The sequence below is a fragment of the Trebonia kvetii genome (genome assembly GCF_007827045.1).
GTDB lineage: Bacteria > Actinomycetota > Actinomycetes > Streptosporangiales > Streptosporangiaceae > Trebonia > Trebonia kvetii.
This window is the reverse complement of the sequence record NZ_RPFW01000003.1, coordinates 684,818-710,701: the sequence shown is the minus strand read 5'-3', so window position 1 is coordinate 710,701 and position 25,884 is coordinate 684,818. Positions and strand designations below refer to the sequence as shown.

Sequence of the window (25,884 nt, the reverse complement as noted above, 5' to 3'; positions counted from 1 at the left end):
TGCGGGAGGTGACCACCTCCCGCACGCGCCGATGAGCGGGGAGACCCAGTTCGGCCTCATCGTTCTGGTGGTGGGGCTGGCCATGACCGCAGCCGTGCTGTCGAACCGGCTCAGCGCGCGGCTCCGGGTGCCGGCTCCCGCGTTCTTCCTCGTGGCGGCCGTCATCGCGGCGCAGTTCTGGCATGGCGCCGCCGCGCTGCCGGTGAAGTCGGTGGAACTGGTCGTCACGGTGGCGCTCGCGATCATCTTGTTCGACGGCGGCATGCACATCGGGCGGCGCAGGTTCCGCACCGCCGCGGGCGCCATCATCTGGACCGGCGTGGCGGGCACGCTGGTCACCGCCGCGGGCACCGCGGTCGCCGCGCGCTTCGTCACGGGCATGAGCTGGCATCTGGCCCTGCTCGTCGGGACCGCGGTGGCGGCGACCGATCCCGCGGTCGTGTTCTCCGTGTTCGGCCGCAGGGAGATCGCGGGACGCACCGGCGTGCTGCTCGAGGGCGAGTCGGGCGCCAATGACCCGGTGGGCATCGCGCTGCTGTCCGCGCTGCTCGCGGCGCACGGCGGTGCGACGAGCATCGCCTGGCAGGTGGTCGCGGGTTTCGCGGAGCAGATGGCGGTCGGGGTGGCCGTCGGCGTGGGCGGCGGCCTCGCACTGCTCGCGTTCATGCGCCGGGTACCGCTGCCGAGCGAGGGCCTCTACTCACTCCGGGTGCTGTCCGGCGTGCTCGTCATCTTCGGCGCCGCCACGGTGGCCCACGGCTCAGGCTTCCTCGCGGTCCTGGTCGCGGGCATCCTCATCGGCGACGAGTCCGCACCGTACAAGCGGGAGATCCAGCGGTTCCACTCCTCGCTCGCGTCGCTCGGGGAGATCGTCGCGTTCGTCATGCTCGGCCTGACCATGCGGCTGTCCGACCTGGAGAGCGGGTCCGTCTGGGCCGACGGGCTAGCGCTCGCCGCGCTGCTGGCCTTCGTGATCCGGCCGGTCCTCGTCGGCCTGGTGACGCTGCCGGTCCGGCTGTCGGTGCCGGAACGGACGTTCTTCCTGTGGACCGGCCTCAAGGGGGCCGTGCCGATCCTGCTCGGCATGGCGATCGTCGGCTCGGGCACCCCGGGGGCGGCACGGGCGTATCAGGTCATCTTCGTCATCGTCGGCTTCTCGGTGACCGTGCAGGGCGGCACGGTGCCCGCCCTGGCCCGCCGGCTGCGCATACCGCTGCGCTCCATCGAGCCCGAGCCGTGGTCGCTCGGCGTCCGGTTCAGCGAGGAGCCCGAGGGCCTGCACCGCTACGAGGTCGCGGCGGGCGCCGCCGCCGACGGAAGCACCATCGGGGACCTCCCCTGCGGCGAGGGCGCCTGGGTCTCCCTGGTCGTCAGGAACGGCACCCTGCTCCCCGTCGCAGGCGACACCACCCTCCAGGCCGGCGACGACGTCCTCATCCTCGCCGACCCCGGCGAGGCCGCCACGCTGGCCCGCTGCTTCACCACCCCCGCTACCCCGCCAGGCGACACCCCCGCCCCCGAAACCACCTAACCTGATCCGCGCCGCCCGGCAAGGTCAACTTCTTGCTGTTATCACTTGGATTCGGCAGGGCCGCCGCGCCTTTGCTTACCGGGAGACCGCACTTTGCTTACCCGGTGGCCACGAGGACGCGTCTTTGCTTACTCGGCGACCAAAATCTGACCGTTATGTCCGCTATGTGCCACGCCCGGCTAAGCAGAGATGAAAATGGGGAGGCGTTCCCCGGCGAGTGCCGGAGAAACCCCACGCCTTGCCGCGTCGCCGCGTGAGGACCTCGGGGGGTACGGGGGGTCGTTCCCCCGGAAGACATCACTGGGTCGCGCGCCCGATGGCAAAACCGCCATCGTATCGGGCGCGCGACCCAGTGCGGGCGAAGGGACTTGAACCCCCACGGTGTTGCCACCAACAGGACCTAAACCTGCCGCGTCTGCCATTTCGCCACGCCCGCGTGCCTGGCCGCAGTGGTCAGGCGGGTGGGTGCGGCTTAGCAGGCCGCATCCGTTCGGAATGATACTTGTTTTCTCATATTCCGAGGTCCTTGCGGAGCCGGTCCACATGCCCGGTTGCCTTAACCGCGTACAGCGCCTTCTCGATCTTGCCGTCGGCGTCGATGACGAAGGTGGAGCGGATGACGCCCATGATGGTCTTGCCGTAGTTCATCTTCTCGCCGTACGCGCCGTAGGCGGTCAGCACGCTCTTGTCCGAGTCGGACAGCAGCGGGAAGGTGAGGTGCTCCTTCTCGCGGAACTTGGCGAGCTTCGCCGGGGCGTCGGGCGAGATGCCGAGGACCGTGACGCCCTCGGCGGTCAGGCCAGGCATGGCGGCGGTGAAATCGCATGCCTGCTTCGTGCAGCCGGGGGTCATCGCGGCCGGGTAGAAGTAGACGATCACCCGCTGGCCGCGCAGCTTCGACAGGGTCACCGGGTTGCCGTCGGCGTCCGGCAGGGTGAAATCAGGCGCCTCGTCTCCTGGCGCGAGCCGTATTCCGGTCACTGTCCCCTCCTTGCACGATCGACACCAAACGTTATCGCATGCCGGGCCAGCGCCCGGTGCCGCTCGGCCGGTACGATGCGGACGCTGCACCAGCCGCCGGCCCCCTGCCGGACGCGCGACCGAGGCGAAAAATGGGGGAGTTTGCCGTTTTTTTCCGTGGGCAGCACAACAGTGGGTGGTTTCCTCCAGTAGAACTGGTTACAGGGGTCGGATCTCGGAGGTTCACGGTGCGCGGTATTGATGCTCGTCTGCCATTTCTCAGTGCGGGGCTTGTGCTGGCCGCCACGGTGGCACTGGCCGGGTGCAGCGGTTCCGGTGGTTCCGGTTCGGCCGGTTCCTCGGCCGCCACGGCAAGCCCGCTCGCCGCGGTGCAGCTCGCTGCCAAGACCGCGACAAGCGCGAACTCGTTCACCGGGACGATGAACATGCAGATGACCGCGAAGCCGGGCAGCTCGGCCGCCTCCGGGACCGGCGCCCTCGGTGACGTGAGCATATCGGCGACGTTCGCGGAGCAGATGCATCCCTCGCTGCTTGCCAGCGTCAACATCGGCACGCTCAGCGCGGCCGGCCAGTCGCTCCCCGGCGGCCTCAGCGAGATCCTCACGCCGAGCACGCTGTACATGAAGTGGAGCTTCCTCACCTCGTCACTGCACCTGAGCAAGCCGTGGCTGGCGATACCGCTGTCCTCGGTAAGCCAGAAGAGCGGCGTCAACCTCGGCCAGATCTTCAGCCAGCTGCAGAGCAGCGGGCCGCTGACCGAGACCCGGCTGCTCGGCGGCGCGACATCGGTGCACCAGGTCGGCACCGGCACCATCGACGGCGTCGCGGTCACCGAGTACAGCGGCACGCTGCCGATCGACAAGGGGATCGGTTACCTGTCCGGCAGCGTCAAGGCGCAGGTCAAGCAGGCGATGGCAGCGGCCGGGATCAGCACGGCGAAGTTCACCGTCTGGATCGACGGCCAGCACCTGGTACGCAAGTCCGTGGTCACGGAGTCCGGTAAGTCGGTCACCGAGGTCATCACCACGACGGTCACCAGCATCAACCAGCCGGTGAACATCACGATCCCGCCGGCCAGCCAGACCAGCCCGATGCCGTCCTCGGCGCTCAGCTCGGGCACCGGCATCTAGCCGCGACCGGCGCTGGTAGCCGCGACGGCGCTGGCGCGGTCGCTAAAGCGCGGTCTTTATAGACAGGGGACGTCTGGGCACACGGGAGTGCGCCCAGACGTCCATCATGATGTGCCGCTAGGACGCGTGCGCGGTGATGAGCACCGCGATGGCGCGGAACGCGCGGCCGCGGTGGCTGATCGCGTCCTTCTCCTCCGGCGCCAGCTCTGCCGTGGTCTTGTCCAGGCCGGCCGGGACGAAGATCGGGTCGTAGCCGAAGCCGTTGCTGCCGCGCGGCTCGCGGATGATGCTGCCCGGCAGCACGCCGGTGGTCGTCCACTCGCCGGCGACCCGCTCTTCGGCCTGCTCGCCCGCCCCGCCCGGCACGACAAGGGCCGCGACGCAGACGAACGCGCCGCCCCGCATGCTCGCGTCGGCGAGCTGGCCGAGCACCAGCTCCAGGTTTGCGCGGTCGTCGCCGTGCTTGCCCGCCCAGCGTGCCGACAGGATGCCCGGCATGCCGTTGAGCGCGTCCACCGTCAGCCCCGAGTCGTCCGCGACCGCGGGCAGGCCGGTGTACTCGGCGATCGCGCGGGCCTTGAGCAGCGCGTTGTCTGCGAAGGTAAGGCCGGTCTCCGGGACGTCTGGCGCGCCGGGAAACTCGTCGAGCCCGACAAGCTCACCCCCGAACCCGGCATCGGCGAGTATCCGGTTGAGCTCGGCGATCTTGTGCGCGTTGCGCGTCGCGAGGACGACGCGGTGCGGGGCGTCCGCCCCGATGCCGCTCGGCACAGTAGCGTCAGCCACTGGCGCGATCCGCCGCGAGTGCGGCCTGCTGCAACCTGGTCAGGTCCGCGCAGCCCGCCGTGCCCAGGTCGAGCAGGCTGCCGAGCATCGCGCGGGAAAACGGCTCGCCCTCGGCCGTGCCCTGCACCTCCACGAAGTCTCCGGCGCCGGTGCAGACCACGTTCATGTCGGTCTCCGCGGCCGAGTCCTCCTCGTAGCACAGGTCAAGCCGCGGCTCGCCGCTGACGATGCCGACGGAAACCGCGGCGACCGAGGTGACGAGCGGGTTGCCCTTCAGCTTGCCGCGCTTGCGCAGCCAGTCGATCGCGTCGGCGAGCGCCACATAGCCGCCGGTCACCGCCGCGGTCCTGGTGCCGCCGTCGGCCTGCAGCACGTCGCAGTCGATGACGATCGTGTTCTCGCCGAGCGCTTTGTAGTCCACGCAGGCGCGCAGCGACCTGCCGACGAGCCGGGAGATCTCGTGAGTGCGGCCGCCGATGCGGCCCTTCACCGACTCCCTGTCGTTGCGGGTGTTGGTCGCCCTCGGCAGCATCGAGTACTCGGCGGTGACCCAGCCGAGCCCGCTGCCGCGCCGCCAGCGCGGAACATCCTCGGTGGCGCTTGCCGCGCACAGCACACGGGTGCGACCGAATTCCACGAGCACCGATCCCTCGGCGTGGTCCAGCCATCCGCGGGTAAACCGCACCGGCCGCAGCGCGTCCGCGGCCCTTCCGTCTGGTCGAGTCATGCGCAACACCTTACCGGCGCTGGCACCAGGTTCAGGGGCGGTGCTAGCCGAGGGCGATCCGCTGGCCGGCGACGGCCACGTCAAGCGGGCCGCCGAAGGCGGCTGCCGCCTCCTCGCGGGCGGCATCGGGGGACGTCCAGGGCTGAATGTGGGTCAGCACGAGCTGGCCGGCTCCGGCGCGGCTCGCGTGGGCCCCCGCCTGGCGGGCGGTGAGATGCAGATCGGGCGGCAGGCCGGGGCCCTCGAGGAACGCCGCCTCCGACAGGAACACGTCCGCGTCGCGCGCCACCGCGGTCACCGCGTCCGTCTCCCCCGTGTCGCCGGTGTAGCCGAGGGTCTTGCCGCCATGGGAGAAGCGAAAGCCGAACGTCTCCACCGGGTGGTTCATGTGCACGAGTTCCACCGCGAACGGCCCGATCTCCCGCCTGCCTGGCTCCAGCGTCACGAAGCCGAAGCGGTCGCGCAGGGTCTCGTCGCCCTTAGGCCCGTGGATGAGGCCGATTCGCTCCTCGGTGCCGGCCGGCCCGTAGACCGGGATCGGCGGCTGCGGTCCCGTGGGCGAGTACGCCCGGGCGATCGAGTAGGAGTACAGGTCGACGCAGTGGTCGGCGTGCAGGTGGCTGAGGCAGACCGCGTCCACGTCAAACAGCCCGATGTGCCGCTGCAGCGCGCCGAGCGAGCCATTGCCGAAGTCGATCACCAGGCGGAAGCCGTCAGCCTCGAGCAGATAGCAGGATGCCGCGCTGTCCGGGCCGGGAAAGCTACCGGAACAGCCCACCACCGTAAGGAACATGCGGCCATTATGCCTCTGAGCTGGCTCTGGCAACCTACGGCATAAGACGTATTCGGGCACGGATGACCGGGATCAGGCCCAGAGCTGGCCCTCGAGCTTTTGCTCGGCCTCGTCAAGGGTGCCGCTGTAGGCGCCGGTCGACAGGTACTTCCAGCCACCGTCGGCGACGAGCACCACGATGTCGGCGCGCTCCTTCGCCTTGGCCGCGGCAGCCGCCATGCCGAGGGCAGCGTGCAGCGCGCAGCCCGCGGAGATGCCCGCGAAGATGCCCTCCTTGGACAGCAGGTCACGGGTGCGGCGCAGGGCGTCCTCGGAGGACACCGAGTACCTGGTGGTCAGCACGGACTCGTCGTAGAGCTCGGGCACGAAGCCCTCATCGACGTTGCGCAGGCCGTAGACGAGCTCGCCGTACCTCGGCTCGGCCGCGACGATCTTGATGCCAGGCACGTGCTCGCGCAGGAACCGGCCGGTCCCCATCAGCGTGCCGGTGGTGCCGAGGCCGGCCACGAAGTGCGTGACCGACGGAAGGTCGGTGAGGATCTCCGGCCCGGTCGTCTCGTAGTGGGCGCGGGCGTTCGCCTCGTTGCCGTACTGGTAGAGCATTACCCAGTCCGGGTGGTCCGCGGCCAGCCGCTTCGCCACCCGGACCGCCTCGTTGGAGCCGCCGGCCGCCGGTGAGGTGAAGATCTCCGCACCGTACATGCGCAGGATCTGACGGCGCTCCTCGCTCGTGTTCTCCGGCATCACCACGATCAGCTGGTAGCCGCGGAGCTTCGCGACCATCGCCAGCGAGATCCCGGTGTTGCCCGAGGTCGGCTCGAGGATCGTCGAACCGGGGCGGAGCAGGCCATCCTTCTCGGCCTGCTCAACCATGAAGAACGCCGCGCGGTCCTTCACGGATCCGGTCGGGTTACGGTCCTCGAGCTTGGCCCACAGCCGGACATCGTCCGACGGTGACAGCCTGGGCAGCCCCACCAGCGGGGTGTTGCCGAGAGAGGCAAGCAGTGAGTCGTAACGCATCGCACGAATCCGTTCAGAACGATGATTTTTGTCCGCGGGGGCTACGGGGGGCGTCCCCCCGGGAGATGAGCTGGGCTGCGCGCCCGATACGATGGCGGTCTTTGCCATCGGGCGCGCGGCCTAGCCGCCGGCGACCGCGGGAAGGATCGTGACGGTGTCGCCGTCCTTCACCGGGGTCTCAAGCGCGCCGAGGAAGCGGACATCCTCGTCGTTGAGGTACACGTTGACGAAGCGGCGCAGCTTCTCGCCGTCCACTAGCCGCTCGCGAAGGCCGCCGTGGGCCGCGTCCAGGTTGCTCAGCAGCTCGTCCAGCGTGGCGCCGGAACCCTCGACCGCCTTGGCGCCGCCGGTGTAGCTGCGCAGAATCGTGGGGATGCGAACCTCAATGGCCATGTCAAAGCTCCTGTAGTTAATTTCCTACGCCGTGGTAGACAACCCGGATCGGGTCGCGATCATTCCGAAATTGTGACCGGTTCCTCGGTCACCTGGCCGTCGATGATCCGGTAGGAACGGAACTCCGCTTCCGTCTCATCCCTGGTCGATACTAGGACGTAATGGGCCTGCGGCTCGCTGGCGTACGAGATGTCGGTGCGCGACGGGTACGCCTCGGTGGCCGTGTGCGAGTGGTAGATCACCACGGCCTCCTCGTCGTTGTCGTCCATCGCACGCCACACCTGGAGCTGCTCGCGGGAGTCGAACCGGTAGAACGTGGGTGACCGCTCGGCGTTCTGCATCGGGATGTACCGCACCGGGGTGTCGCTGCCCGCCGGGCCGGCGATTACGCCGCAGGCCTCGTCCGGGTGGTCCTTGCGTGCGTGTTCGACGATCTTGTCGTGAAGGTCGCGGGAGATGGTCAGCACAATGGCCGAGATTACCCGGTCGCCGTTACCTGGTTATCGCGCGGACCAGGGACTCCTGGACAGCGCCGAGCCAGCCGTAGACCTCGAACGCGGCGAGCCTCGGGTCCTGGGGATCGAGGGCCGCCAGCTGCTCCTCGAAGTCCTCGGTGACCTCCAGACGGACGCCGAACATCAGCCGCACGTCGTTCAGCGCCCGCATCCAGTCCCTTGCCTGCTCGGCGGAGAGCTTCACCCGCCCGCCGCCCGGCGGCAGCGTCTCAAGCAGTGTCTGCGCGAAGTACTTCTTCGCCTCACGGAGCGAAGACTCGGTGTACTTGCGGAACTCGCCCGCTGCCTCCGGATCGTCGTTGTAGGCGTCGGGCAGCAGCCGGGCGAGCACCGGGTCGACGGGCCGCTCCGGCGGCGGCGCCGACGTCTCGCTGAACATCTTCTCGAGGTCCGCGAACAGATCGCCTGGCCCGTCGGTCCCGTCCGGAGCCGGTTGCCCCGCACCGGACGGCCCGGCTGCTGACGGCTCCGCACCAGACGGCTCCGCACCCCACGACTGGGCGGGCCTGTCGGGGTCGTTGAGCAGGTCAAGCACGGGGACGACAAGCGTACGCAGCAGCGTCGCCTCGCCGGCGGACAGCCAAACGCTCACGCCGCCGCCCTTGGTGGGCCGGAACATCTCCATGGCTCCTAGGTATCCTGGCGGACCGTCGCCCACAGGCCGTAACCATGCAGCACCTCGACGTTGCGCTCCATCGCCTCGCGGGTGCCGCTCGCAACTATCGCCTTGCCCTTGTGGTGGACGTCGAGCATCAGCTTCTCGGCCTTCGGACGGGGATAACCGAATACGTGCTCGAAGACGTAGGTTACATAAGACATCAGATTGACCGGGTCGTTCCACACGATCGTCAGCCATGGCCTGTCCGGCGTAACCTCATCCGCTGACCGTGGCTGATCGAGCTCAGCGGGCGCCACGCTCACTCGCACGCACCTCCCTGCGCCTAGTCTTCCACCTGTGACCAACACGGCGAACAGCGGGACAACCGCGCTGCTGACTGACCATTACGAACTCACCATGCTCCAAGCAGCGCTGCGCAGCGGTGCGGCCTCGCGACGCGCGGTCTTCGAAGTCTTCGCCCGCCACCTGCCGCATGGCCGTCGCTACGGCGTCGTCGCCGGCACCGGACGGCTGCTCGACGCGCTCGAGCAATTCCGCTTCGGGCCGGACGAGCTGTCCTTCTTGCGGGAAAACCGGATCGTGGACGAGGCCACACTCCGGTATCTGTCATCGTATCGGTTTTCCGGAAACATCTGGGGTTACCCCGAAGGGGACATGTACTTCCCCGGATCTCCGATTCTTGTCGTCGAGGGCACATTCGCGGAGTCGGTTCTCCTTGAAACCCTGGCGCTGTCGATACTCAACCACGACTGCGCGATCGCCTCCGCGGCGTCCAGGATGGTGACCGCGGCGGGCGGGCCCGGCCAGGCCGGCAGGCCGCTGATCGAGATGGGCTCGCGGCGCACCCATGAGGCCGCGGCGATCGCCGCGGCGCGCGCCGCCTACATCGCGGGCTTCGCGTCCACGTCGAACCTGCAGGCGCGGTTCACCTACGGCGTGCCGTCCGGCGGAACCTCGGCGCACGCCTTCACGCTGGTGCACGACAGCGAGAAGGAGTCATTCGCCGCCCAGCTCGCCTCGCTAGGGCCGGGCACCACCCTGCTCGTCGACACGTTCAACGTAGAGCAGGCGGTGCGGGCCGCCGTCGAGGCGGCGGGACCGCGGCTCGGCGCGGTGCGGATCGACAGCGGCGACCTGCCTGCGCACGCGGTCTCGGTGCGGGCGCTGCTCGACTCGCTCGGCGCCACGGAGACGCGGATCATCCTCACCGGAGACCTCGACGAGTACTCGATCGCCGGGCTCGCGGTCGCGCCCGTCAACGGATACGGCGTCGGAACCTCGCTCGTCACCGGGTCAGGCGCGCCGACCGCGGCGCTTGTCTACAAGCTGGTGGCACGCTCGGACGCGCCGCTCCCCGACGGCGAGCCCGCGGAACTCGACGCGCTGCGGCCGGTCGCCAAGCGGTCGGTGGGCAAGCCTGGCCGCGGCGGCCGCAAGTGGGCGGTGCGCGAGCGGGCCGAGTCGGGCGAGGCGATGACCGAGCGGATCTTGCTCGCACCGCCGTCGGGCCTCGGCCCGGCCGACCGGGTGCTGCTGCGCGAGCTGGTCCGCGACGGCAAGATCACCGGGCGCGAGCCGCTCGCCGACGCCAGGGCCCGGCACATCGCGGCACTCGGCGAACTGCCCGGCTACGCGCTCCAGCTGTCCCGCGGCTACCCCGCCATCCCCACCATCTTCGGCCGCGACGGCGATCGAGCCTAGGCAGCGCGGTCTTCGCGCTGCCTGCGACCGCAACCACAAGGCCTTAACCTCAGCCACCGCGCGGGGGGCGGCGCGGTTTCTGCGCCGCCCCCCGACCGCAGCCACAAGGCCTTAACAGCAACCACCGTGTGAGGGCGGCGCGCCTTCTGCGCCGCCCTCACCGCGTGGGGCTATGGGGGGCCGCGCAGGCCCCCCATGCGCGGGGGGGTGCGGAGGGTCGTCCCCCCGCGGGCAATACAGCGTGCAGGGGGGCGTCCCCCCGCATAAGGTAGGCCCGTGCGTTGCCTCATCATCGTTGACGTGCAGAACGACTTCTGCGAAGGCGGCTCGCTCGCGGTCGCCGGCGGCGCCGCGGTCGCCCGGTCCATCAGCACGCTGCTGACCTCGGGCAACCACGGCTACGACCACATCGTGGCCACTCTCGACTATCACATCGACCCGGGCGGCCACTTCGCGAGCGAGCCCGACTACGTGCGTTCCTGGCCACCGCACTGCGTTGCGGGGACCGCCGGCGCCCAGTTCCACCCCGACCTGATCACCGAGCCGATCGAGGCGGTGTTCCGCAAGGGCGCGCACGCGGCGGCCTACAGCGGGTTCGAGGGCGCCGACGGCGACGGCACGCCGCTCGCTACCTGGCTGCGGGAGCGCGACGTGGACCAGGTCGACGTGGTCGGCATCGCGACCGACTACTGCGTCCGCGCCACCGCGGCCGACGCGGCCGCCAACGGCTTCAGCGCGCGGGTGCTGCTCGGCCTGACGGCGGGCGTGGACCCGACCACCACCGCCGAGGCGGTCGCGCTGCTGCGCGGCGCGGGCGTCGATATCACCCGCGCCTGACCTCTCCTAGCGGTCCGCGGCCTGACGGATCGTCGGCCTGCCGAGCGGGAGCGATGAGCCGCCCGTGGCCTGCGACACAGTGTCGTAGTACAGGTAGGCGCCCACGGCCGCGAACCCCAGGATCACCCATCCGGCGGCCTGCAGCAGGCCCGTCGAGGCCGGTATCGCGTTGAATCCAGCGAACAGCAGCACCAGCGCCACGTCCACGAGGAGGAAGACCAACGTGAACGCCAACGGCAGCCGCAGTGTGGCCAGCGTGAGCATGACCATCACGACCAGCCAGGAGACCAGGAACAGTTCTAGCGTGGACCGCGTCGAGGTGAGCGGAATACCGAACCAGTTGTGGTTCAGGCCGAGGGACAGTACCGCGTAGCTGAGCCAGAAGCCCCCGAAGATGCCGAACACGCTCGCTACCGCCGTCTGGCCGACCGCGGCGGCCCAGATGGTCGCCAGGAACAGGCCGATTGAGGTGGCCGTGAGGACGATCGGCACCGCAGCGCCGAGTGCAGTCAACGGGACGACGCCTACGAACGCCAGGCCGAGCGCAACTGAGCCGGCGATGAAGCAAGGAAGTCCCAGTGCCGCGGGGTTACCGAGCCAGTAGACGGCCGCGGGCGCCTCAACGACAGGCTCTGGCGCGACGGTCGGCTCCTGAGCAGGGGCCTGGGCCGGAACATAGCTGGAGGCGGATGCATCAGCGCTCATCGGTTACTCCTTTGCGTAGGCCGGGTTGAGCGACCCCCGTCAGGGGTTAATGCATCGGTACGCCAGGAAACGCGCGCGCGTGTTCTCACTTTGAACCAGTGGTCACCGTCAACCCCGTCCGGCGACCAGGCGATCAGGTAAATTGCCTGGTCAGCGGCGCGATAGGGCCCACTGGCGTATCTTGTCGATCCGCGCCTTGACCTGGTCGGCCGAGGCCTGCGGCAGCGCGGGGCCGCCGCAGGCGCCGCGCAGCTCATTGTGGATCACCCCGTGCGGCTGCCCGGTGCGGTGCGACCAGGCGCCAACCAGGCCGTTCAGCTCCTTGCGGAGCGCCGCGAGCTGCTCGCGGCTGACGGTGGGCCGCGCGTCCTTCGCGGCCTGAGCCCGGCCGTTGCCGACGCCGTTGACCGTGCCGTTGACCAGCGTCGGCGCGGCGAACAGGGCGCCGTCCCGGTCGTCGTCCTTCGCCGCGGCCGCGGCCGAGCGGGCGGCCAGCTGCGCCGCCTGGCGCTTGCGCAGCAGCGTGGTCACCTGCTCGGGTTCGAGCAGCCCTGGCAGGCCGAGGAAGTCCTCCTCCTCGGGCGATCCCGCCTCGGTCGCGGTGCCGAACTCGCCGCCGTCGAACAGCACCCTGTCGAACGTCGCCGACGCCTTGAGTACCTCGATCGACCGGCCGACGAGCTCGAAGTCGTCCGGGGTCTTCCGTTCCCGCTGCGCCTCTTCGAGCTCGGCTTCCGGGTCCCTGTCGAGCGCGCGGACCACGTGGTCCCGCTCCGCCTCGAGCTCGGCGGCGAAGCCGAGCAGCGTCGGCACCGACGGCACGAACACCGACGCGGTCTCGCCGCGCTTGCGAGCGCGGACGAAGCGGCCGACCGCCTGGGCGAAGAACAGCGGCGTGCTCACGCTCGTCGCGTAGACACCCACCGCGAGCCGCGGCACGTCGACGCCCTCCGACACCATCCGCACCGCGACCATCCAGCGGGCCTGCGACGCGGCGAAGGCGGAGATCTTCCTGCTCGCCGTCGGGTCGTCGGAAAGCACCACGGCGGGCCGCTCGCCGCTGATCCTGCGCAGCTGGGCCGCGTAGGCGCGCGCCGTCTCGTGGTCGCTGGCGATGACCAGGCCGCCCGCGTCCGGCATTCCCCGCCGGACCTCGGTGAGCCGCTTGTCCGCCGCCTCGAGTACCCGGCCGATCCACTCGCCGCTCGGGTCGAGTGCGGTCCGCCATGCCTGCGCGATCTGGTCCCTGGTCATCGGCGTGCCGAGGGTCGTGGTGATCTCGTCGCCCGCGCGGGTCCGCCAGTGCATCTCGCCGGAGTAGGCGAGGAAGATCACCGGGCGCACCACGCCGTCCGCCAGCGCCGGCCCGTAGCCGTACACGTAATCGGAGGCGGACCGCTTGGACCCGTCCGCCTCGGGGACGTACGTGACAAAAGGGATCGGGTTGGCGTCTGACCGGAACGGCGTCCCGGTCAGCGCTAGCCTCCGCCGCGCCGGATCGAAGGCCTCCTTCACGGCGTCGCCCCAGGACAGCGCGTCGCCGGCGTGGTGGACCTCGTCGAAGATGATCAGGCTCTTGCGGTTCTCCGTGCGCGCCCTGTGCAGCGCGGGATGCGCCGCGACCTGCGCGTAGGTGACCGCGACGCCCTGGAAGTCGGCGCCGGCCCTGCCCTGGGCGTTCCGGTAGGACGGGTCGATCGCGATCCCGAACCTTTTCGCCGCCTGCGCCCACTGGTACTTGAGGTGCTCGGTGGGCGTGACGATCGTCACCGCGACGATCTCGCGCCTGACAAGCAGCTCCTTGGCTACGGTCAGCGCATAGGTCGTCTTGCCCGCACCAGGGGTCGCGACGAGGAGGAAATCACGCTTAGCTACGCGAAAGTACTCTGCGTAAGCAGCTTTCTGCCAGCCGCGGAGAAGTGGAACTTCCGAATCCGAAACGGGGGCGGCTGACTCGGGAGCGGCCGCCACTACTCGTCGTCGTCGCCGTCGCCGGGAGGCAGGGACTCGTAGATTTCCTTGCACTCCGGGCAGACGGGGAACTTCTGCGGATCCCGGCTGGGCACCCAGACCTTGCCGCACAACGCCTTGATGGGCGTGCCGAAGACAGCGGCCTGCATCATGTCGTTCTTGTCGACGTAATGCGCGAACCGCTCGTGATCGCCATGCGACGTATCGACCTTGAGGTCTTCGTGAACCTTCAGGTCGCTGTCTGGGATTACTTCGGTCTCCACGTACCCGAGTTTACCGTCTCCTGGCGTGCCCGCGCCGCCCGCGCCACGGCATCTCGGGCAATCAGGTTCATGGATCGCCGTCTGAGTAGGCCGAACCCGTTCGGGATAAGCGTGCGGAGCTGCCAGCTCTTGCCCGGCTGCGCGGGCCTGATACGATCGCGATTTTTGCGATCAGGCCCGGGCAGAGGGGCATCGGGGGGTACGGGGGTCGTCCCCCGGGGGATAAATTGAGCGTCGGGTCGTCGGGATACGTGGCGACGAACGCCAGGTCGCCGTCCTGGCGGCGGAGCACCTGGCGCCAGAGCAGGCTGGGGTCGGGGGCGAAGACGTCGCCTGGCTCGGCGCCGAGAACGTACCAGGCGCCCTCCTCGATCTCCGCCTCGAGCTGGCCGGGCGACCAGCCGGCGTAGCCCGCGTACACGCGCATGCTGGTGATCGCGGTGGTCAGCAGGCCGGGCGGCGTGTCGAGGTCAAGCAGGCCGAGCCTGGCAAGTGATGGTGCCCCGTCGAGCGCCCGCCAGCCGACTGGTTCGTCCTTGCCGGGGATCAGTGCCAGCGCGAGCGCGCTGTTCGGCGCCACCGGGCCGCCGCGAAAGACCACAGAGGGCTCGGTGGTCAATTCCGTCCACTGCTCAAGCACCTGGCCCACGCCGATCGCGGTGGGCCGGTTCAACACGACGCCCAGCGTTCCCTCGACTTCCTCGTGCTCCACGACGAGCACCACGGCGCGCTTGAAGTTCGGATCACCGAGCAGCGGAGTCGCTACGAGTAGCCGACCAGCCTTCGGATCCGACCCCATGTGGTCCATGTAACCATCATGGCCCATGACTCGGACGGCCTTCGTCCGTCGGCCCGGTCTTCCTCTGCTTGCCAGCTCTTACTCTGCCGGCGCGGCCTTGCCCGACTCGGCGAGGGCGGCCTCGCGCACCGCGGCGGCCACGCCGGAGGCGACGTCGGGGTGGAACACCGACGGGATGATGTAGTCGGGGGCGAGATCCTCGACGGGAACCACGTCGGCGAGCGCGCGGGCCGCGGCGAGCAGCAGCGTGTCCGTGATCGTGGTCGACTGCGCGTCGAGCAGGCCGCGGAAGACACCAGGGAAGGCGAGCACGTTGTTGATCTGGTTCGGGTAGTCGCTGCGGCCGGTCGCCACCACGGCCGCGTAGTCCCGGGCCTCGTCCGGGTCGACCTCGGGGTCGGGGTTGGCGAGCGCGAACACAATCGCGCCAGCGTTCATCGTCTTGACGTCCTGGCCGGTCAGCACGTTCGGCGCGGAGACACCGATGAACACGTCGGCACCCGCGACGGCCCCCTTGAGGTCGCCCGCGTAGCACTCACTGTTGGTGTGCTCCGCGATCCAGGTGAGGTTCTCGTTCATGTCTGCCCTGCCCCGGTACACAGCGCCGCTGATGTCGCAGGAGATCACGTGCCGCGCGCCGGCGTTGAGCAGCAGCTTGAGCACGGCGGTGCCCGCCGCTCCCGCGCCCGCCATCACGATCTTGACCTCGGCGAGTTCCTTGCCGACGACGCGCAGCGCGTTGGTCAGCGCGGCGAGCACGACGATCGCGGTTCCGTGCTGGTCGTCGTGGAACACCGGGATGTCGAGCATCGCGCGCAGCCTGCGTTCCACCTCGAAGCACCGGGGTGCGGAGATGTCCTCCAGGTTGATGCCGCCGAACCCCGGTGCGATGGCCGCGACCGTCGCGACGATCTGGTCGAGGTCCTGGGTGTCCAGGCAGATCGGCCAGGCATCGATATTGGCGAACCGCTTGAACAGCGCCGCCTTGCCCTCCATCACCGGCAGCGCCGCGTACGGGCCGACGTTGCCGAGGCCGAGCACCGCGGAGCCGTCGGTCACCACCGCGACGCTATTGCGCTTGATGGTCAGCCTTCTCGCGTCTTCGGGCTTCGCCGCCAGCGCGAGGGAGACCCTGGCCACACCGGGGGTGTAGGCCATGGACAGGTCGTCGCGGTTACGCAGCGGTACCTTCGACCGCATCTCGATCTTGCCGCCGAGGTGCATGAGGAAGGTGCGGTCGCTGACCTTGTGCACGGCCACGCCCGGGACCTCGGCCATCGCGGCCACCAGCGACTCGGCGTGCGCGGTGTCGGTGGCGGCGCAGGTCACGTCGACGCGGAGCTTGCCGCGGTTACCCGAGTTGACGTCGAGCGCGGTGACCACGCCACCCGCGTGCTCCACGGCACGCGTGATCTCGCTGACCGCACGACCGTGCGAGGCCACCTCAAGGCGTGCCGTGATGGAATACGACACGCTCGGCGCCATGGTCATGTCGCTTCCGCCTTTCTACGGCCCGCCGGTCTTTCATGACCGTCCGGCTTTCACGCCTTCTGGCTTCCCTTTGCCTTCCGGCTTTCCGGCCCTCCGGCGGGGTGCCGGAAACTCCGCCGACGCAGGAAGATTACCGCGCGGCAGGCAGCGGCTGCGGCTCGCATTGAACGGCCCGGACGTTTCAGAGTAGGTGCTGCTTGCTGCACCGCGTAATCTTCATGCATGGCGCGGGATACAACGATGAGCCCGTCGGCCGCCGGCTTCCAGACAGAAGCCGACGTGATCGACGTCACCCGGCTGCGCGTGGCCCTCGCCCGGCTGTCCCGTCGCATGCGCAGGCACGCGCTCGCCGGGCTGACGCCGACGCAGCTCGCCGCGCTGTCCACGGTGGAACGCGCCGGGCCGCTGCGGCTCGGCGACCTGGCCGCCGCGGAGGGCATCGCCCCCTCGACGCTCACCCGGATGGTGGCGGTCCTCGAGGAACTCGGCTATGTGCGCCGCGACGCTGACCCCACGGACGCGCGGGCGTCCACGCTCGCGATCACGACTCGCGGGCACGAAACTCTTGAGCGGCTGCGCGAGGAGGGGACCGTCATGCTCACTGAGTCGCTGAAGCTGCTCACGGCGGGGCAGCGGGCCGCACTCGCGGCGGCGCTGCCCGCCCTCGAGGCGCTCGCTGAACCTGAGACACCGCTGCCGCGGCCTGCCAGGTAACACTTTGCGCCTGGTTTGCCCGGCTAGAACAGCAGCAGGGTGAGCTGAGTCCTTGCCTTCTTGAGCCGCTCGTCGTCCGGCGGCAGCACCTCGAACAGGTCGAGCAGGCGCAGCCGCGCCGTGTTCCGCTCGGCGCCCGAGGTCCGCTTGATGACGGCGAGCACCCGGTCGAATGCCTGCTCCGCGTCGCCGCTCGCCATCTCGAAGTCGGCGAGCAGCAGCTGCGCCTCGACGTCGTCGGGCCGCTCGGCGGCGTCCCGCGCGGCGTCCGCGGGCTCGACGGAAGACACCCGGCGCATCAGGTTCACCTGGGCGAGCCAGCTCTTGGCGAGCGGGTCGGCAGGGACGTCGGCGAGCGCCTTCTCAAGCGCCTGCGCGGCGCCATCGAGGTCGCCCGTCTCCATCGCGTCCCTGGCCTCGGACAGCGCGGGCGGCAGGTCATCGAAAGCGTCACCTGATCCCGAGCCCGAGTCCGCACCCGCGCCGGCGGGCGCTACACCGAGCTGGTCGGCCACCGACAGCACCTGAGCGAGCCACTGCTTGATCTGTGCCTCGGGCATCGCGCCGAGGAACGCGTCCACCATCTGGCCGCCAATGATCGCGACCACCATCGGGATGGACTGCGCCTGGAAGGCCTGGGCGAGTCGCGGGTTCGCGTCCACGTCGATCTTGGCGAGGACCCACGCGCCGTTGGCCTCGCCCGCCAGCTTTTCGAGCACCGGGCTGAGCTGCTTGCACGGACCGCACCAGTCCGCCCACAGGTCCACGATCACCGGCGTGGTCCTCGACCGGAGCGCGACGTCGTCGTTGAAGGTCTCTTCCGTCACGTCGAACACAAACGCCGATTCAGATCCGGCCGAGGGCGTGCCGTCGGCAGCGCCGCTGGCCGAGGCGGCCCGCGCCGCCTGCTGCTGCCTGCGCTGCGCGGCGGCCTGCCGCGCACCAAGGTCGACGGCACCGTACATAGAGAAGTCCCGCGGCTGAGTCATACCATCTATCCTGCCCCAAATCTTGGCGTGATCGTGACCATTGTCGGTCGCGACAGGCCGGCGCGACACTGGCAACTCGTTGCCAAAACAGGCCGCTTGTAGCATTTCATGTGCTACCGTCGCCCCATGGCACAGAAGGGCGACCGGCGACGCGGCAAGCCGCTCAACCCGAACCTCGGGTACGCAGGCGACCCCGTGCATCACTCGACGTCGAACCTGCCTCAGCAGCGGATCGGCATCAGGGAACTCCGGCAGCACGCCAGCGTCTACGTCGACCTCGTTGAGCGCGGCTATACCGTCGACATCACCAACCGCGGACGTCTCGTCGCCCAGATGATCCCGGTCCGCGACCCGGAGAGCCCGCTCGAGCGCTGGATCGCCAAGGGTGTCATCGAGCGCGCGGAGGACGAGGGCAGCGTGCTCGAGATCGAGCCGTACCAGGGCGCGCCGGCCGCCGGGCAGCAGACCGCGAGCCAGGCGCTGGAACGACTGCGCGGCGCCGGGGAGTCATCGTGATTTACCTGGATTCTTCGGCGCTGGTCAAGCTCGCCCTCACCGAGCCCGAGTCCGCCGCGCTCACCGCCTTCATCGCCAGCCACCCCGACGCCGCCCTTGTGTCGAGCACGCTGCACCGCGCCGAGGTGCTGCGCGCCATCTGGCGCGCGGAGCCGGGGGCGCTGCCCCGCGCGCAGCGAATCATCCGCCGGGTCTCGCTCGTCGCGCTCAGCCACGACCTGCTCGACAACGCCGCCACCGTGCAACCCGGCCACCTGCCCACGTCCGCCGCGATCCACCTGGCCTCGGCGCTGGCGATCAAGCGGGACCTGACCGCCTTCGTGTGCTACGACAAGACCCTCAGCGACGCCGCCGAGGCCGCCGGACTTCCCGTCGCGAGCCCGGCCTAGGCATCCGCGTTCGCGGACGGTTCTGCCCAGGCTGGCTGCGGCCTGCCGCCCCGCCAGACGCGGTCAGGTCTGGGTCTGGCCCGACGGGGTGTAGCAGGAGCCGGTGGCCACCAGGTCGATCTGATAGCCGCCGGTTGACGAGGTGTTGATGTAGAGCGGTCCGCCGTCGAGCGGGACGGTGATGGATTTCACGATCCCGGCGTGCGCGGACGCGTAGGCCGGGTCGCTCGATGTCTGGACGAACTCAAGGTAGCCGGTCGAGCCGGCCTGCTGTCCGCCCTGGCTCTGGGTGAACTGCACGGTTATCGACCGGCATGTCGACGCGCTCCACACCTGGTTCTGCTCGTACTGCGGGTACTGGTAGGTCCCCTCCTGGTCGGTATAGCTGAACAGCCGGTTTCCGACCTGCACCGTCCCGCTGCCGTTGTTGAACGGGACAAGCGGCACATCACCGTAGGCCGTCACCGCGACAGCGGCGCTGACGCCGACAACCGCGCCGCCGCTCTCGATGGCTATGCGGAACGAGTACTTGCCCATCGCGTTCAGCTTCGGCGGCGTCACGGACCCAGTCGCGCCGGTGAGCGTCTGCACATCCTCGAACGTCTGCCCGAAGGTCCGCTGCAGCACGGTTGACTCGCCCGAGCCGAGGTCCTGAACGCTGAACGTGAACGACGGCGCCGAGCCAGCGTCAACCTGCGTCGTGACACCGGTGAGCGTCGCGCTGCCGGTGACGGGCGGGGCGGAGGTCGACTGCGTGGCGTCGCCTGAGGCGGTAACCGACGAGGAGGCCAGCGCCGAGGCTGACGCCGACGCCGACGCGCCTGAGCCAGGCGACGTGGCGTGCGAACTCTTCCGCGTGGCCTTCGTGCTCACCTTCGGAGTCGACCCGTTGCCAGCTGCCGTGTTCGCTCCCGACGATCCCAGGATGGCTCCACGTGCGACGTAGAGCCCCGCGACAAGCAGGACGGCCATCCCGGCGAGCGCGGCGATCAGCCGCCCCCGCTTACGCCGCCGCACTGGCCCGCTTCCCCGTCCGCCGCCGTCCGCCGACGGGTAGCCGGGCGGCGGTGTGGGGCCGCTCGGCCGGCCCGGGTCGGAAAACCCGTTGCCCCACCAGGGAGGCGCGTCGACGACCGCCGGCCCTGTTGCCCGGCTCGTATAGCCCGGCCCCGCCTGCCCGGCCTGCCACGAGCCGGACGGCGACCCGGACAGCAACTGCAGGCTCTGGGCCGCCGTGGGGCGGTTGCGCGGGTCTGGCTCGAGCATGGCCATGACCGCGCCGCCGAGCCAGTCCGGAATCCTGGCGACGCTCCGTACGTCGGGAATAGGTTCCCTGCGAACCGCGGCGGACGCGTACTCGCCGACCGTGGCGCATTCGCGGGGCAGCCGGCCGGAGAGAAACCCATAGAGCGCGCAGCCGGCCGCCCAGATGTCATTGCTGAACGCGGCGGGCTCGCCGAGCCACAGTTCCGGCGCCATATAGGCGAAGGTGCCAATCAAGACTCCTGACGAGCTGAGCTTGGTGCCCGTCATCGCCTTGGCGATGCCGAAGTCGGTGACCTTTGTCTGGCCCGTCTTGCACAGGAACAAGTTGCCCGGCTTGATGTCCCTGTGGATCACATTCCGCTCGTGTGCATAGGCAAGCGCGCCGCACGTCTCCCGGCCAATAGCGACGGCCTGGTCGACCCCGCCCGCGGGCGGCACCCGGCTAAGGTCATGACCTTCCAGGTACTCCATCACCATGTACGGGGCACCGCCGAAGGTTCCCGTGGTGAAGACAGTCACGATGTTCGGGTGCTGCATCTGGGCGGCCAGCCGCATCTCACGGTCGAATCGGGCTGCATCCTCTGCGGAAGAAAGCAACTGCGCGCGCATGATCTTGATCGCGACCGGCCGGTTGTCCAGCTGTTCGTCGTGGGCGAGCCAGACTTCTCCCATGCCGCCCTCGCCGAGCCGGCCAATCATCTGATAGCGACCGTCGAAATTACCCACGCCGCCCCCAATGCCGCACAGAAGATAGATGTCAGGCCTACCTTATGGAGTGCTAACCGGCAACGGCTGGAATTATTGACACTGTGAGTTAATGACAGAATCCTTGGGTTCAGAAAAGTAACTTTTCAATAACCCGGCCGGACTATTGAGAATAGGAGGCGGCGCGACGACTAGAAGGCGGGTGGCTCGGTGTAGGTGCCCCAGACGGCGCGGAGGGCGTCGCAGATCTCGCCGAGTGTGGCCTCGGCGCGGGCGGCGGCGAGCATGGGCTCGACCAGGTTCTCGTCGGTATTGGCGGCCGCGGTCAGCGCGGCGAGTGTGCGCTCCACCACGGCGTCGTCACGGGCGGCGCGGCGGGCCGTCAGCTCGGCGACCTGGGCGCGCTCCACCTCGGGGCTGATCCGCAGGATCTCCAGCTCGCCTCCGACCGTCCCGGTGTGCGTCGTCATGCCGACGATGCGCTTGTCGCCCTTCTCCAGCTTCTGCTGGTACTCGAAGGCGGCGTCGGCGATCTCGCCGGTGAACCAGCCGTTCTCGATGCCGCGCAGGATGCCGCCGGTCATCGAGCCGTCAGGGGACATGGCCCGGATGCGGTCGAAGATGTCCTCGGCCTCCGCCTCCATCCTGTCGGTCAGCGCCTCCACGTACCAGGAGCCGCCGAGCGGGTCGGCGACGTTGGTGACCTCGGTCTCCTCCATGATCACCTGCTGGGTGCGCAGCGCCGTCTCCGCGGCCGCCGCGCTCGGCAGCGCGAGCACCTCGTCCAGGGCGTTGGTGTGCAGCGAGTTGGTGCCGCCGAGCACGGCGGCGAGCGCCTCGACGGCGGTTCTCACCACGTTGTTCACCGGCTGCTGCGCGGTCAGCGACACCCCGGCGGTCTGGGTGTGGAAGCGCAGCCACTGGGCCCGGGCGGTCTTGGCGCCGTAGACGTCGCGCAGCCAGCGGGCCCAGATCCGGCGGGCGGCGCGGAACTTCGCGATCTCCTCGAAGAAGTCGATGTGCGCGTCGAAGAAGAACGAAAGGCCGGGGGCGAACTGGTCCACGTCGAGGCCCCGGCTGATGCCGAGCTCGACGTAGCCGAAGCCGTCGGCCAGGGTGAACGCGAGCTCCTGGGCGGCCGTCGAGCCGGCCTCCCTGATGTGGTAGCCGGACACCGACAGCGGCTTGTACCGCGGAATGCGCCGCGCGCAGTACTCCATCAGGTCGCCGATGAGCCGCAGGTGCGGTTGCGGGGAGAACAGCCACTCCTTCTGCGCGATGTACTCCTTGAATATGTCGGTCTGCAGCGTGCCGTCGAGCGTGCTCGGGTCGATGCCCTGGCGCTCCGCGGCCACCAGGTACATGCAAAAGACCGGGACGGCGGGGCCGCTGATCGTCATTGACGTGGTCGTCTGGTCCAGCGGGATGCCGTCGAACAGCACGTCCATGTCGGCCGCCGAGTCGATGGCGACGCCGCAGTGGCCCACCTCGCCGAGCGAGCGCGGATCGTCGGAGTCCCGGCCCATCAGCGTCGGCATGTCGAATGCGACGGACAGGCCGTCGCCGCCCGACTTGATGAGCATCTTGTACCGCTCGTTCGTCTGCCTGACATTGCCGAAGCCGGAGAACTGCCTGATCGTCCACGGCTTGCCGCGGTAGCCGGTCGGGTAAAGGCCCCGGGTGAACGGGAACTCACCCGGCCAGCCGATCGCGTCAGGCGGCTCGGCGCCGTCCGGCGGACCGTAGGCCGGCTGGACCTCAATGCCGGACAGCGTGCTGAAGTCGGCGTCGCGCTTGGCGGCGGCGTCGTAGTCGCGCCGCCAGCGCTCGCGTCCGGTCGCACCCATCTTTACCCCCGTTTACTAGGACGCCCTAGCAATATAGTAGGACGTCCTAGTAACTGCCAGTCAGCGGGGTGTTACTCAATCAGCAAAGGCCCGCTCAACTTTCCCGCAACCGGCTCCCCTGGTGCGGCGTCTTAGGAACGGCTAGCACGTACCAGCAGCCTGCCACCGCGCGAAAGTGTGGGATTCACTGATGCACCCGACAAATACTCTCGCCGCGTCCCCATTTGGTGACATCATGTTCAATGGGGGCGCCGGTGCGGTGCGGGCAGGTTCGGCGACGGCCGATTCGGGCCTAGCCGCCGCCTTTGCGGTAGGGGCACCACGAACGGCGCGGCGAGAGGGAGGTCCGTTGGGCGCGGACGCGGGAGCGGAGACCGGTCCATACGGCATCCTCACCAGGGAATCGGGCAGTCGCTCACGGCAGGTGGTCGCGGAGGAACTGTTCACCGCTCACTACCCGAAGCTGGCAGGCTGGGTGCGGCGCCTGGTGGACGACGACGAGACGGCGCACGAGATCGCGTCGGAGGCCTTCGTCCGGCTGCTGTCGAAGTGGACCAGCCCCGACAAGCTGGAAAGCCCGCAGAGCTACCTTTACATGATCGCCACCAACCTGGTCCGCGACCACTGGCGCAAGATGGAGCGCGAGCGCCGCGCCTTCAGCCGGGCGGCCGCGGGCATGGATCCCGAGCCGTTCTCCGACCCGTCGCAGGACGTTGACGTCCGGGAACTGCTCGCCGCGCTCCCCGACCGGCTGCGCGAGCCGTTCCTGCTGCACTACTACGCGGGGTTCGGCATCAGGGAGATCGCGGCACAGCTCAAGAAGCCCGAGGGCACGATCAAGGCCGACCTCTTCCACGCCAGGGCGCGGCTGAAGGAGGCGCTCGCGGAGCGCGGCGCCGTGCCTCGGGGGAGGCAGGTCCCCGCCCAGCGGCCAGGGAACGCGCCGGGATCGGGCGGGATCGCCGCGGGGACGCCGGGGGACGCGGCAGGGACATACGTCGACGAAATAGGAACGGCCGGGGACGCTTCCGCGAAGAAGGGCCGCGGCACCCGCCGGGGCTTGAGGAGGACCAATGCCGACTGACAACGACCTCGACCCGGTCGACCGCTGGCTGAACCAGCAGGTCTGGCCGATGGCGCCGCCGGACGGCGCGTTCGAGCAGATCACCAAGCGGGCGCGGCGGCGGAAGGTACGCCACGCCGCGATCTCCGTCGCGTCGGGCGCCGTTGTCGCCGTGGCGGTGGCAGTGACGGCGACGCTCGGGCTCGCCGGCGGCCTCGGGACGTCGGGGCCGGGCAAGAGCGTCATCGCGGCAAGCGGCAGTGCCGCCAGTCCGAGCAGCACAGGGACACAGCGGACGCTCGGCAATGCCACCAACGAGCCCACGGCAAGCGGTTCGGCGTCATCGAGCGCGCTGCCCACCCCGGCGGGATCGGGATCGGGCACTACGCTCGGGCCGACTTCGCCCGGCTGGCTGCCGGACAAGTTCATACCGGCCACGGTCACCTGGGTCTCGCAAACAACCGGCTACGTCATGGGCCAGGCCGGGACCTCGGGTAAGTGCGGCGCGCAGCAGAACTCCGACATCTGCACCTCGATCGCGGTCACCCACGATTCGGGCCAGACCTGGGCGGGCGTGCCCGCGCCGGTCACCGGGGCCGCGAGCAGCCTGACCGGCGTCAGCGGGCTTCGGTTCCTCGACGGGGTGAACGGCTGGGCGTTCGGGCCCGAACTGTGGGCCACGCACGACAGCGGCCTTCACTGGAACCAGGTGAGAACCGGAAATCTGCAGGTCACCGACCTGGAAACGGTCAACCACCGGGCCTACGCGCTGTGGGCCAGCTGCACCAACGCGGCCGAATGCTTCTCCTACACGCTCATGTCCACCCCGGCGGGCCAGGACGTCTGGACGCCGGTCAGCGGCGTTCCCCAGAACCTGGCCGCGGCAAGCACCGGCAGCGCCCAGACCCCGGGCTCGGCGAGCTTCCAGCTCGCAGGAAACAACGGCTACCTGATCGCGCCCGACGGCTCGCTGTACGTGGGATCGCTGCCGAAGGACGGGTCCGCGAGCACCTGGCACCGGGCGTCCGCCAGCCTGCCCTGCAACCCCAGCTGGCTGGTCGAGGGGCTGTACGGCCAGTCGCTGCAGGTGCTGCTCGCGTCCTACTGGGCGAAGGGCGGCACGCCGAGCCTGGCGGTCGCGTGCGAGGTGAAGGCACTCCCCCAGGGCTTCAGCAGCACTGTGTGGATCTCCACTGACAACGGGTCCAACTGGACGGAGCGGACCGGCGTCGGGCAGGCGGGCGTCTCGTGGATCGGCAAGGCCCTGTCACTCACCGCCACCAGCAACGGCGGCCTGATACTCGCGACGCAGAGGGGCATCTACCGGCTGCCCCCCGGTGCGAGCCAGTGGCAGAAGGCCGCACTCAGCGGTTCCGCGGCGCCGCCATACGGTTTCAACTACGTGGGCATGACCAACGACACGCAGGGGGTCGCGATCGCCGATCCCGCCGCCGCGCCCAACCAGCCGGCCCCGGATCCGTACGGAATCTGGATGACCGTCAACGGCGGCCAGACGTGGCAGTTCCGCGCGATCAAGCCCGGCAGCTGACCGACGGAACGGGGTCAGGAGTCCGTGAAATCGCCGGCGGACAGCCGCAGGCCGCGCAGCAGGGTGAACAGTGCCTCGCGGTCCGGCTCCGAGTACCCGGCCAGGCCGAAGTCCGCCGCCATCAGGTCGCGGGTCGCCACCGCGACCGCGTCCCGGCCGCGCGCCGTGATCTCGGCGAGGCGGCCGCGCCCGTCGGCCGGGTTGGGCTTGCGTACCACCATGCCCGCCGCCTCGAGGCGGTCGATCGTGTTGGTCACCGAGGTGGGGTGCACCATCAGGCGCTCCCCCATCACCCGCAGCGGCAGCGCGCCCTCCCGGCTGAAGGAGAGCAGCACCAGGGCCTCGTACCTGGCGAAGGTAAGCCCGTACGGCCGCAGGATCGTGTCCAGGTCGGCGAGCAGCAGCTGCTGTGCGCGCATGATCGAGGTGACCGCCGCCATCGCCGACGACGGGCCGAACCGGCGCTCCCATATCCGCGCCGCGCGATCGATCGGATCGAAGGGCAGGCCAAGCTCTCTGGACACACCGGACACACTACGGTTGTTTCCGCAGCTACGACCAGCCGCGCATGCGCAATCCGTGAT

At 69.5% G+C, this 25,884-nt stretch carries 27 protein-coding genes and 1 tRNA gene; 9 read left to right on the top strand and 19 right to left on the bottom strand.

Annotation, left to right across the window (positions count from 1 at the left end; translation table 11 throughout):
* Window positions 1-31 precede the first annotated feature (31 nt).
* Complete coding sequence (locus EAS64_RS18125; protein WP_145854164.1) at window positions 32-1,531, top strand: potassium/proton antiporter; 1,500 nt, start codon at window positions 32-34, stop codon at window positions 1,529-1,531.
* A 353-nt stretch (window positions 1,532-1,884) separates the two neighbouring features.
* Here the strand turns inward: EAS64_RS18125 and EAS64_RS18120 are convergent.
* Both EAS64_RS18120 and bcp read right to left on the bottom strand, forming a co-directional pair.
* A tRNA-Leu gene (locus tag EAS64_RS18120) sits at window positions 1,885-1,967 on the bottom strand.
* A gap of 74 nt (window positions 1,968-2,041) precedes the next feature.
* Entirely contained in the window at window positions 2,042-2,503 is a 462-nt protein-coding gene (gene bcp / locus EAS64_RS18115) for a thioredoxin-dependent thiol peroxidase (protein ID WP_222849445.1), read from the bottom strand.
* Between the two features lie 236 nt (window positions 2,504-2,739).
* Here bcp and EAS64_RS18110 point away from each other — a divergent pair, with 236 nt between their 5' ends.
* On the top strand, window positions 2,740-3,642 hold the full coding sequence (locus tag EAS64_RS18110; RefSeq protein ID WP_145854162.1) for an SCO4651 family lipoprotein: 903 nt from the start codon (window positions 2,740-2,742) through the stop codon (window positions 3,640-3,642).
* Window positions 3,643-3,759: 117 nt separating this feature from the next.
* Here the strand turns inward: EAS64_RS18110 and rdgB are convergent, their stop codons facing one another.
* From rdgB to clpS, 8 genes are all read right to left on the bottom strand, one after another.
* On the bottom strand, window positions 3,760-4,428 hold the full coding sequence (gene rdgB / locus EAS64_RS18105) for an RdgB/HAM1 family non-canonical purine NTP pyrophosphatase (protein ID WP_246115738.1): 669 nt from the start codon (window positions 4,426-4,428) through the stop codon (window positions 3,760-3,762).
* Window positions 4,421-5,155, bottom strand: coding sequence for a ribonuclease PH (rph, locus tag EAS64_RS18100; RefSeq protein ID WP_145854161.1), 735 nt, complete (start codon window positions 5,153-5,155; stop codon window positions 4,421-4,423). Before rph ends, rdgB begins: the two co-directional genes overlap by 8 nt.
* A 43-nt stretch (window positions 5,156-5,198) precedes the next feature.
* Complete coding sequence (locus EAS64_RS18095) at window positions 5,199-5,948, bottom strand: MBL fold metallo-hydrolase (RefSeq protein WP_145854160.1); 750 nt, start codon at window positions 5,946-5,948, stop codon at window positions 5,199-5,201.
* Window positions 5,949-6,020: 72 nt separating this feature from the next.
* Window positions 6,021-6,968 (bottom strand): PLP-dependent cysteine synthase family protein, encoded by a 948-nt coding sequence (locus EAS64_RS18090; RefSeq protein WP_145854159.1) that lies wholly within the window; start codon window positions 6,966-6,968, stop codon window positions 6,021-6,023.
* Window positions 6,969-7,088: 120 nt separating this feature from the next.
* Entirely contained in the window at window positions 7,089-7,361 is a 273-nt protein-coding gene (locus EAS64_RS18085; protein WP_145854158.1) for a MoaD/ThiS family protein, read from the bottom strand.
* A 59-nt stretch (window positions 7,362-7,420) separates the two neighbouring features.
* Complete coding sequence (locus EAS64_RS18080; RefSeq protein WP_145854157.1) at window positions 7,421-7,828, bottom strand: M67 family metallopeptidase; 408 nt, start codon at window positions 7,826-7,828, stop codon at window positions 7,421-7,423.
* A gap of 25 nt (window positions 7,829-7,853) precedes the next feature.
* Window positions 7,854-8,501, bottom strand: coding sequence for a DUF2017 domain-containing protein (locus EAS64_RS18075; RefSeq protein ID WP_145854156.1), 648 nt, complete (start codon window positions 8,499-8,501; stop codon window positions 7,854-7,856).
* Window positions 8,502-8,506: 5 nt separating this feature from the next.
* The gene (gene clpS, locus EAS64_RS18070) at window positions 8,507-8,797 is read right to left on the bottom strand and encodes an ATP-dependent Clp protease adapter ClpS (RefSeq protein ID WP_439333608.1); all 291 of its coding nucleotides are present in this window, start codon (window positions 8,795-8,797) and stop codon (window positions 8,507-8,509) included.
* A 94-nt stretch (window positions 8,798-8,891) separates the two neighbouring features.
* On the opposite strand from clpS, the gene EAS64_RS18065 reads away from it, so the two are divergent.
* Entirely contained in the window at window positions 8,892-10,196 is a 1,305-nt protein-coding gene (locus EAS64_RS18065; protein ID WP_246115770.1) for a nicotinate phosphoribosyltransferase, read from the top strand.
* A 276-nt stretch (window positions 10,197-10,472) separates the two neighbouring features.
* Window positions 10,473-11,033 (top strand): isochorismatase family protein, encoded by a 561-nt coding sequence (locus tag EAS64_RS18060; RefSeq protein ID WP_145854153.1) that lies wholly within the window; start codon window positions 10,473-10,475, stop codon window positions 11,031-11,033.
* Window positions 11,034-11,039: 6 nt separating this feature from the next.
* On the opposite strand, the gene EAS64_RS18055 is transcribed toward EAS64_RS18060, so the two are convergent.
* The 5 genes from EAS64_RS18055 to EAS64_RS18035 all read right to left on the bottom strand — a co-directional run bounded on the left by EAS64_RS18055 (window position 11,040) and on the right by EAS64_RS18035 (window position 16,262).
* Complete coding sequence (locus tag EAS64_RS18055) at window positions 11,040-11,738, bottom strand: GPR1/FUN34/YaaH family transporter (protein ID WP_145854152.1); 699 nt, start codon at window positions 11,736-11,738, stop codon at window positions 11,040-11,042.
* 150 nt (window positions 11,739-11,888) lie between these two features.
* Complete coding sequence (locus EAS64_RS18050) at window positions 11,889-13,709, bottom strand: DEAD/DEAH box helicase (protein WP_145854151.1); 1,821 nt, start codon at window positions 13,707-13,709, stop codon at window positions 11,889-11,891.
* Window positions 13,709-13,972 carry a DUF3039 domain-containing protein gene (locus EAS64_RS18045; protein WP_145854150.1) on the bottom strand — a complete coding sequence of 88 codons (264 nt, stop codon included), beginning with the start codon at window positions 13,970-13,972 and terminating at the stop codon, window positions 13,709-13,711. Before EAS64_RS18045 ends, EAS64_RS18050 begins: the two co-directional genes overlap by 1 nt.
* Before the next feature lie 67 nt (window positions 13,973-14,039).
* Entirely contained in the window at window positions 14,040-14,780 is a 741-nt protein-coding gene (locus EAS64_RS18040; protein ID WP_439333607.1) for a YqgE/AlgH family protein, read from the bottom strand.
* Between the two features lie 69 nt (window positions 14,781-14,849).
* Window positions 14,850-16,262 carry an NAD-dependent malic enzyme gene (locus EAS64_RS18035; protein ID WP_145854149.1) on the bottom strand — a complete coding sequence of 471 codons (1,413 nt, stop codon included), beginning with the start codon at window positions 16,260-16,262 and terminating at the stop codon, window positions 14,850-14,852.
* A gap of 222 nt (window positions 16,263-16,484) precedes the next feature.
* Here EAS64_RS18035 and EAS64_RS18030 point away from each other — a divergent pair, with 222 nt between their 5' ends.
* The gene (locus EAS64_RS18030) at window positions 16,485-16,976 is read left to right on the top strand and encodes a MarR family winged helix-turn-helix transcriptional regulator (RefSeq protein WP_145854148.1); all 492 of its coding nucleotides are present in this window, start codon (window positions 16,485-16,487) and stop codon (window positions 16,974-16,976) included.
* Window positions 16,977-16,999: 23 nt separating this feature from the next.
* Here the strand turns inward: EAS64_RS18030 and EAS64_RS18025 are convergent, their stop codons facing one another.
* Window positions 17,000-17,965, bottom strand: a complete 966-nt coding sequence (locus tag EAS64_RS18025; RefSeq protein ID WP_222849390.1) for a tetratricopeptide repeat protein — start codon at window positions 17,963-17,965, stop codon at window positions 17,000-17,002.
* Between the two features lie 126 nt (window positions 17,966-18,091).
* Between EAS64_RS18025 and EAS64_RS18020 the strand changes: the two genes are divergently transcribed.
* Together EAS64_RS18020 and EAS64_RS18015 are read left to right on the top strand one after the other, a co-directional pair.
* The gene (locus EAS64_RS18020; RefSeq protein ID WP_145854147.1) at window positions 18,092-18,481 is read left to right on the top strand and encodes a type II toxin-antitoxin system Phd/YefM family antitoxin; all 390 of its coding nucleotides are present in this window, start codon (window positions 18,092-18,094) and stop codon (window positions 18,479-18,481) included.
* Window positions 18,478-18,870: a type II toxin-antitoxin system VapC family toxin gene (locus EAS64_RS18015; RefSeq protein WP_187365986.1), complete on the top strand. Its 393-nt coding sequence runs from the start codon at window positions 18,478-18,480 to the stop codon at window positions 18,868-18,870. The genes EAS64_RS18020 and EAS64_RS18015 overlap by 4 nt, the downstream gene beginning before the upstream one ends.
* Window positions 18,871-18,933: 63 nt before the next feature.
* Here EAS64_RS18015 and EAS64_RS18010 read toward each other — a convergent pair whose 3' ends face one another.
* Window positions 18,934-20,862, bottom strand: coding sequence for a serine/threonine protein kinase (locus tag EAS64_RS18010; RefSeq protein ID WP_145854145.1), 1,929 nt, complete (start codon window positions 20,860-20,862; stop codon window positions 18,934-18,936).
* Window positions 20,863-21,032: 170 nt separating this feature from the next.
* Entirely contained in the window at window positions 21,033-22,688 is a 1,656-nt protein-coding gene (gene icmA / locus EAS64_RS18005) for a coenzyme B12-dependent isobutyryl-CoA mutase large subunit (protein WP_145854144.1), read from the bottom strand.
* Between the two features lie 349 nt (window positions 22,689-23,037).
* On the opposite strand from icmA, the gene EAS64_RS18000 reads away from it, so the two are divergent.
* Both EAS64_RS18000 and EAS64_RS17995 read left to right on the top strand, forming a co-directional pair.
* A complete protein-coding gene (locus EAS64_RS18000; protein WP_222849389.1) occupies window positions 23,038-23,772 on the top strand; it encodes an RNA polymerase sigma factor in 735 nt (244 codons plus the stop codon).
* Window positions 23,762-25,300, top strand: coding sequence for a beta propeller repeat protein (locus tag EAS64_RS17995; RefSeq protein WP_145854142.1), 1,539 nt, complete (start codon window positions 23,762-23,764; stop codon window positions 25,298-25,300). Before EAS64_RS18000 ends, EAS64_RS17995 begins: the two co-directional genes overlap by 11 nt.
* 14 nt (window positions 25,301-25,314) lie before the next feature.
* Here EAS64_RS17995 and EAS64_RS17990 read toward each other — a convergent pair whose 3' ends face one another.
* The gene (locus tag EAS64_RS17990; protein ID WP_145854141.1) at window positions 25,315-25,824 is read right to left on the bottom strand and encodes a MarR family winged helix-turn-helix transcriptional regulator; all 510 of its coding nucleotides are present in this window, start codon (window positions 25,822-25,824) and stop codon (window positions 25,315-25,317) included.
* Window positions 25,825-25,884: the final 60 nt, after the last annotated feature.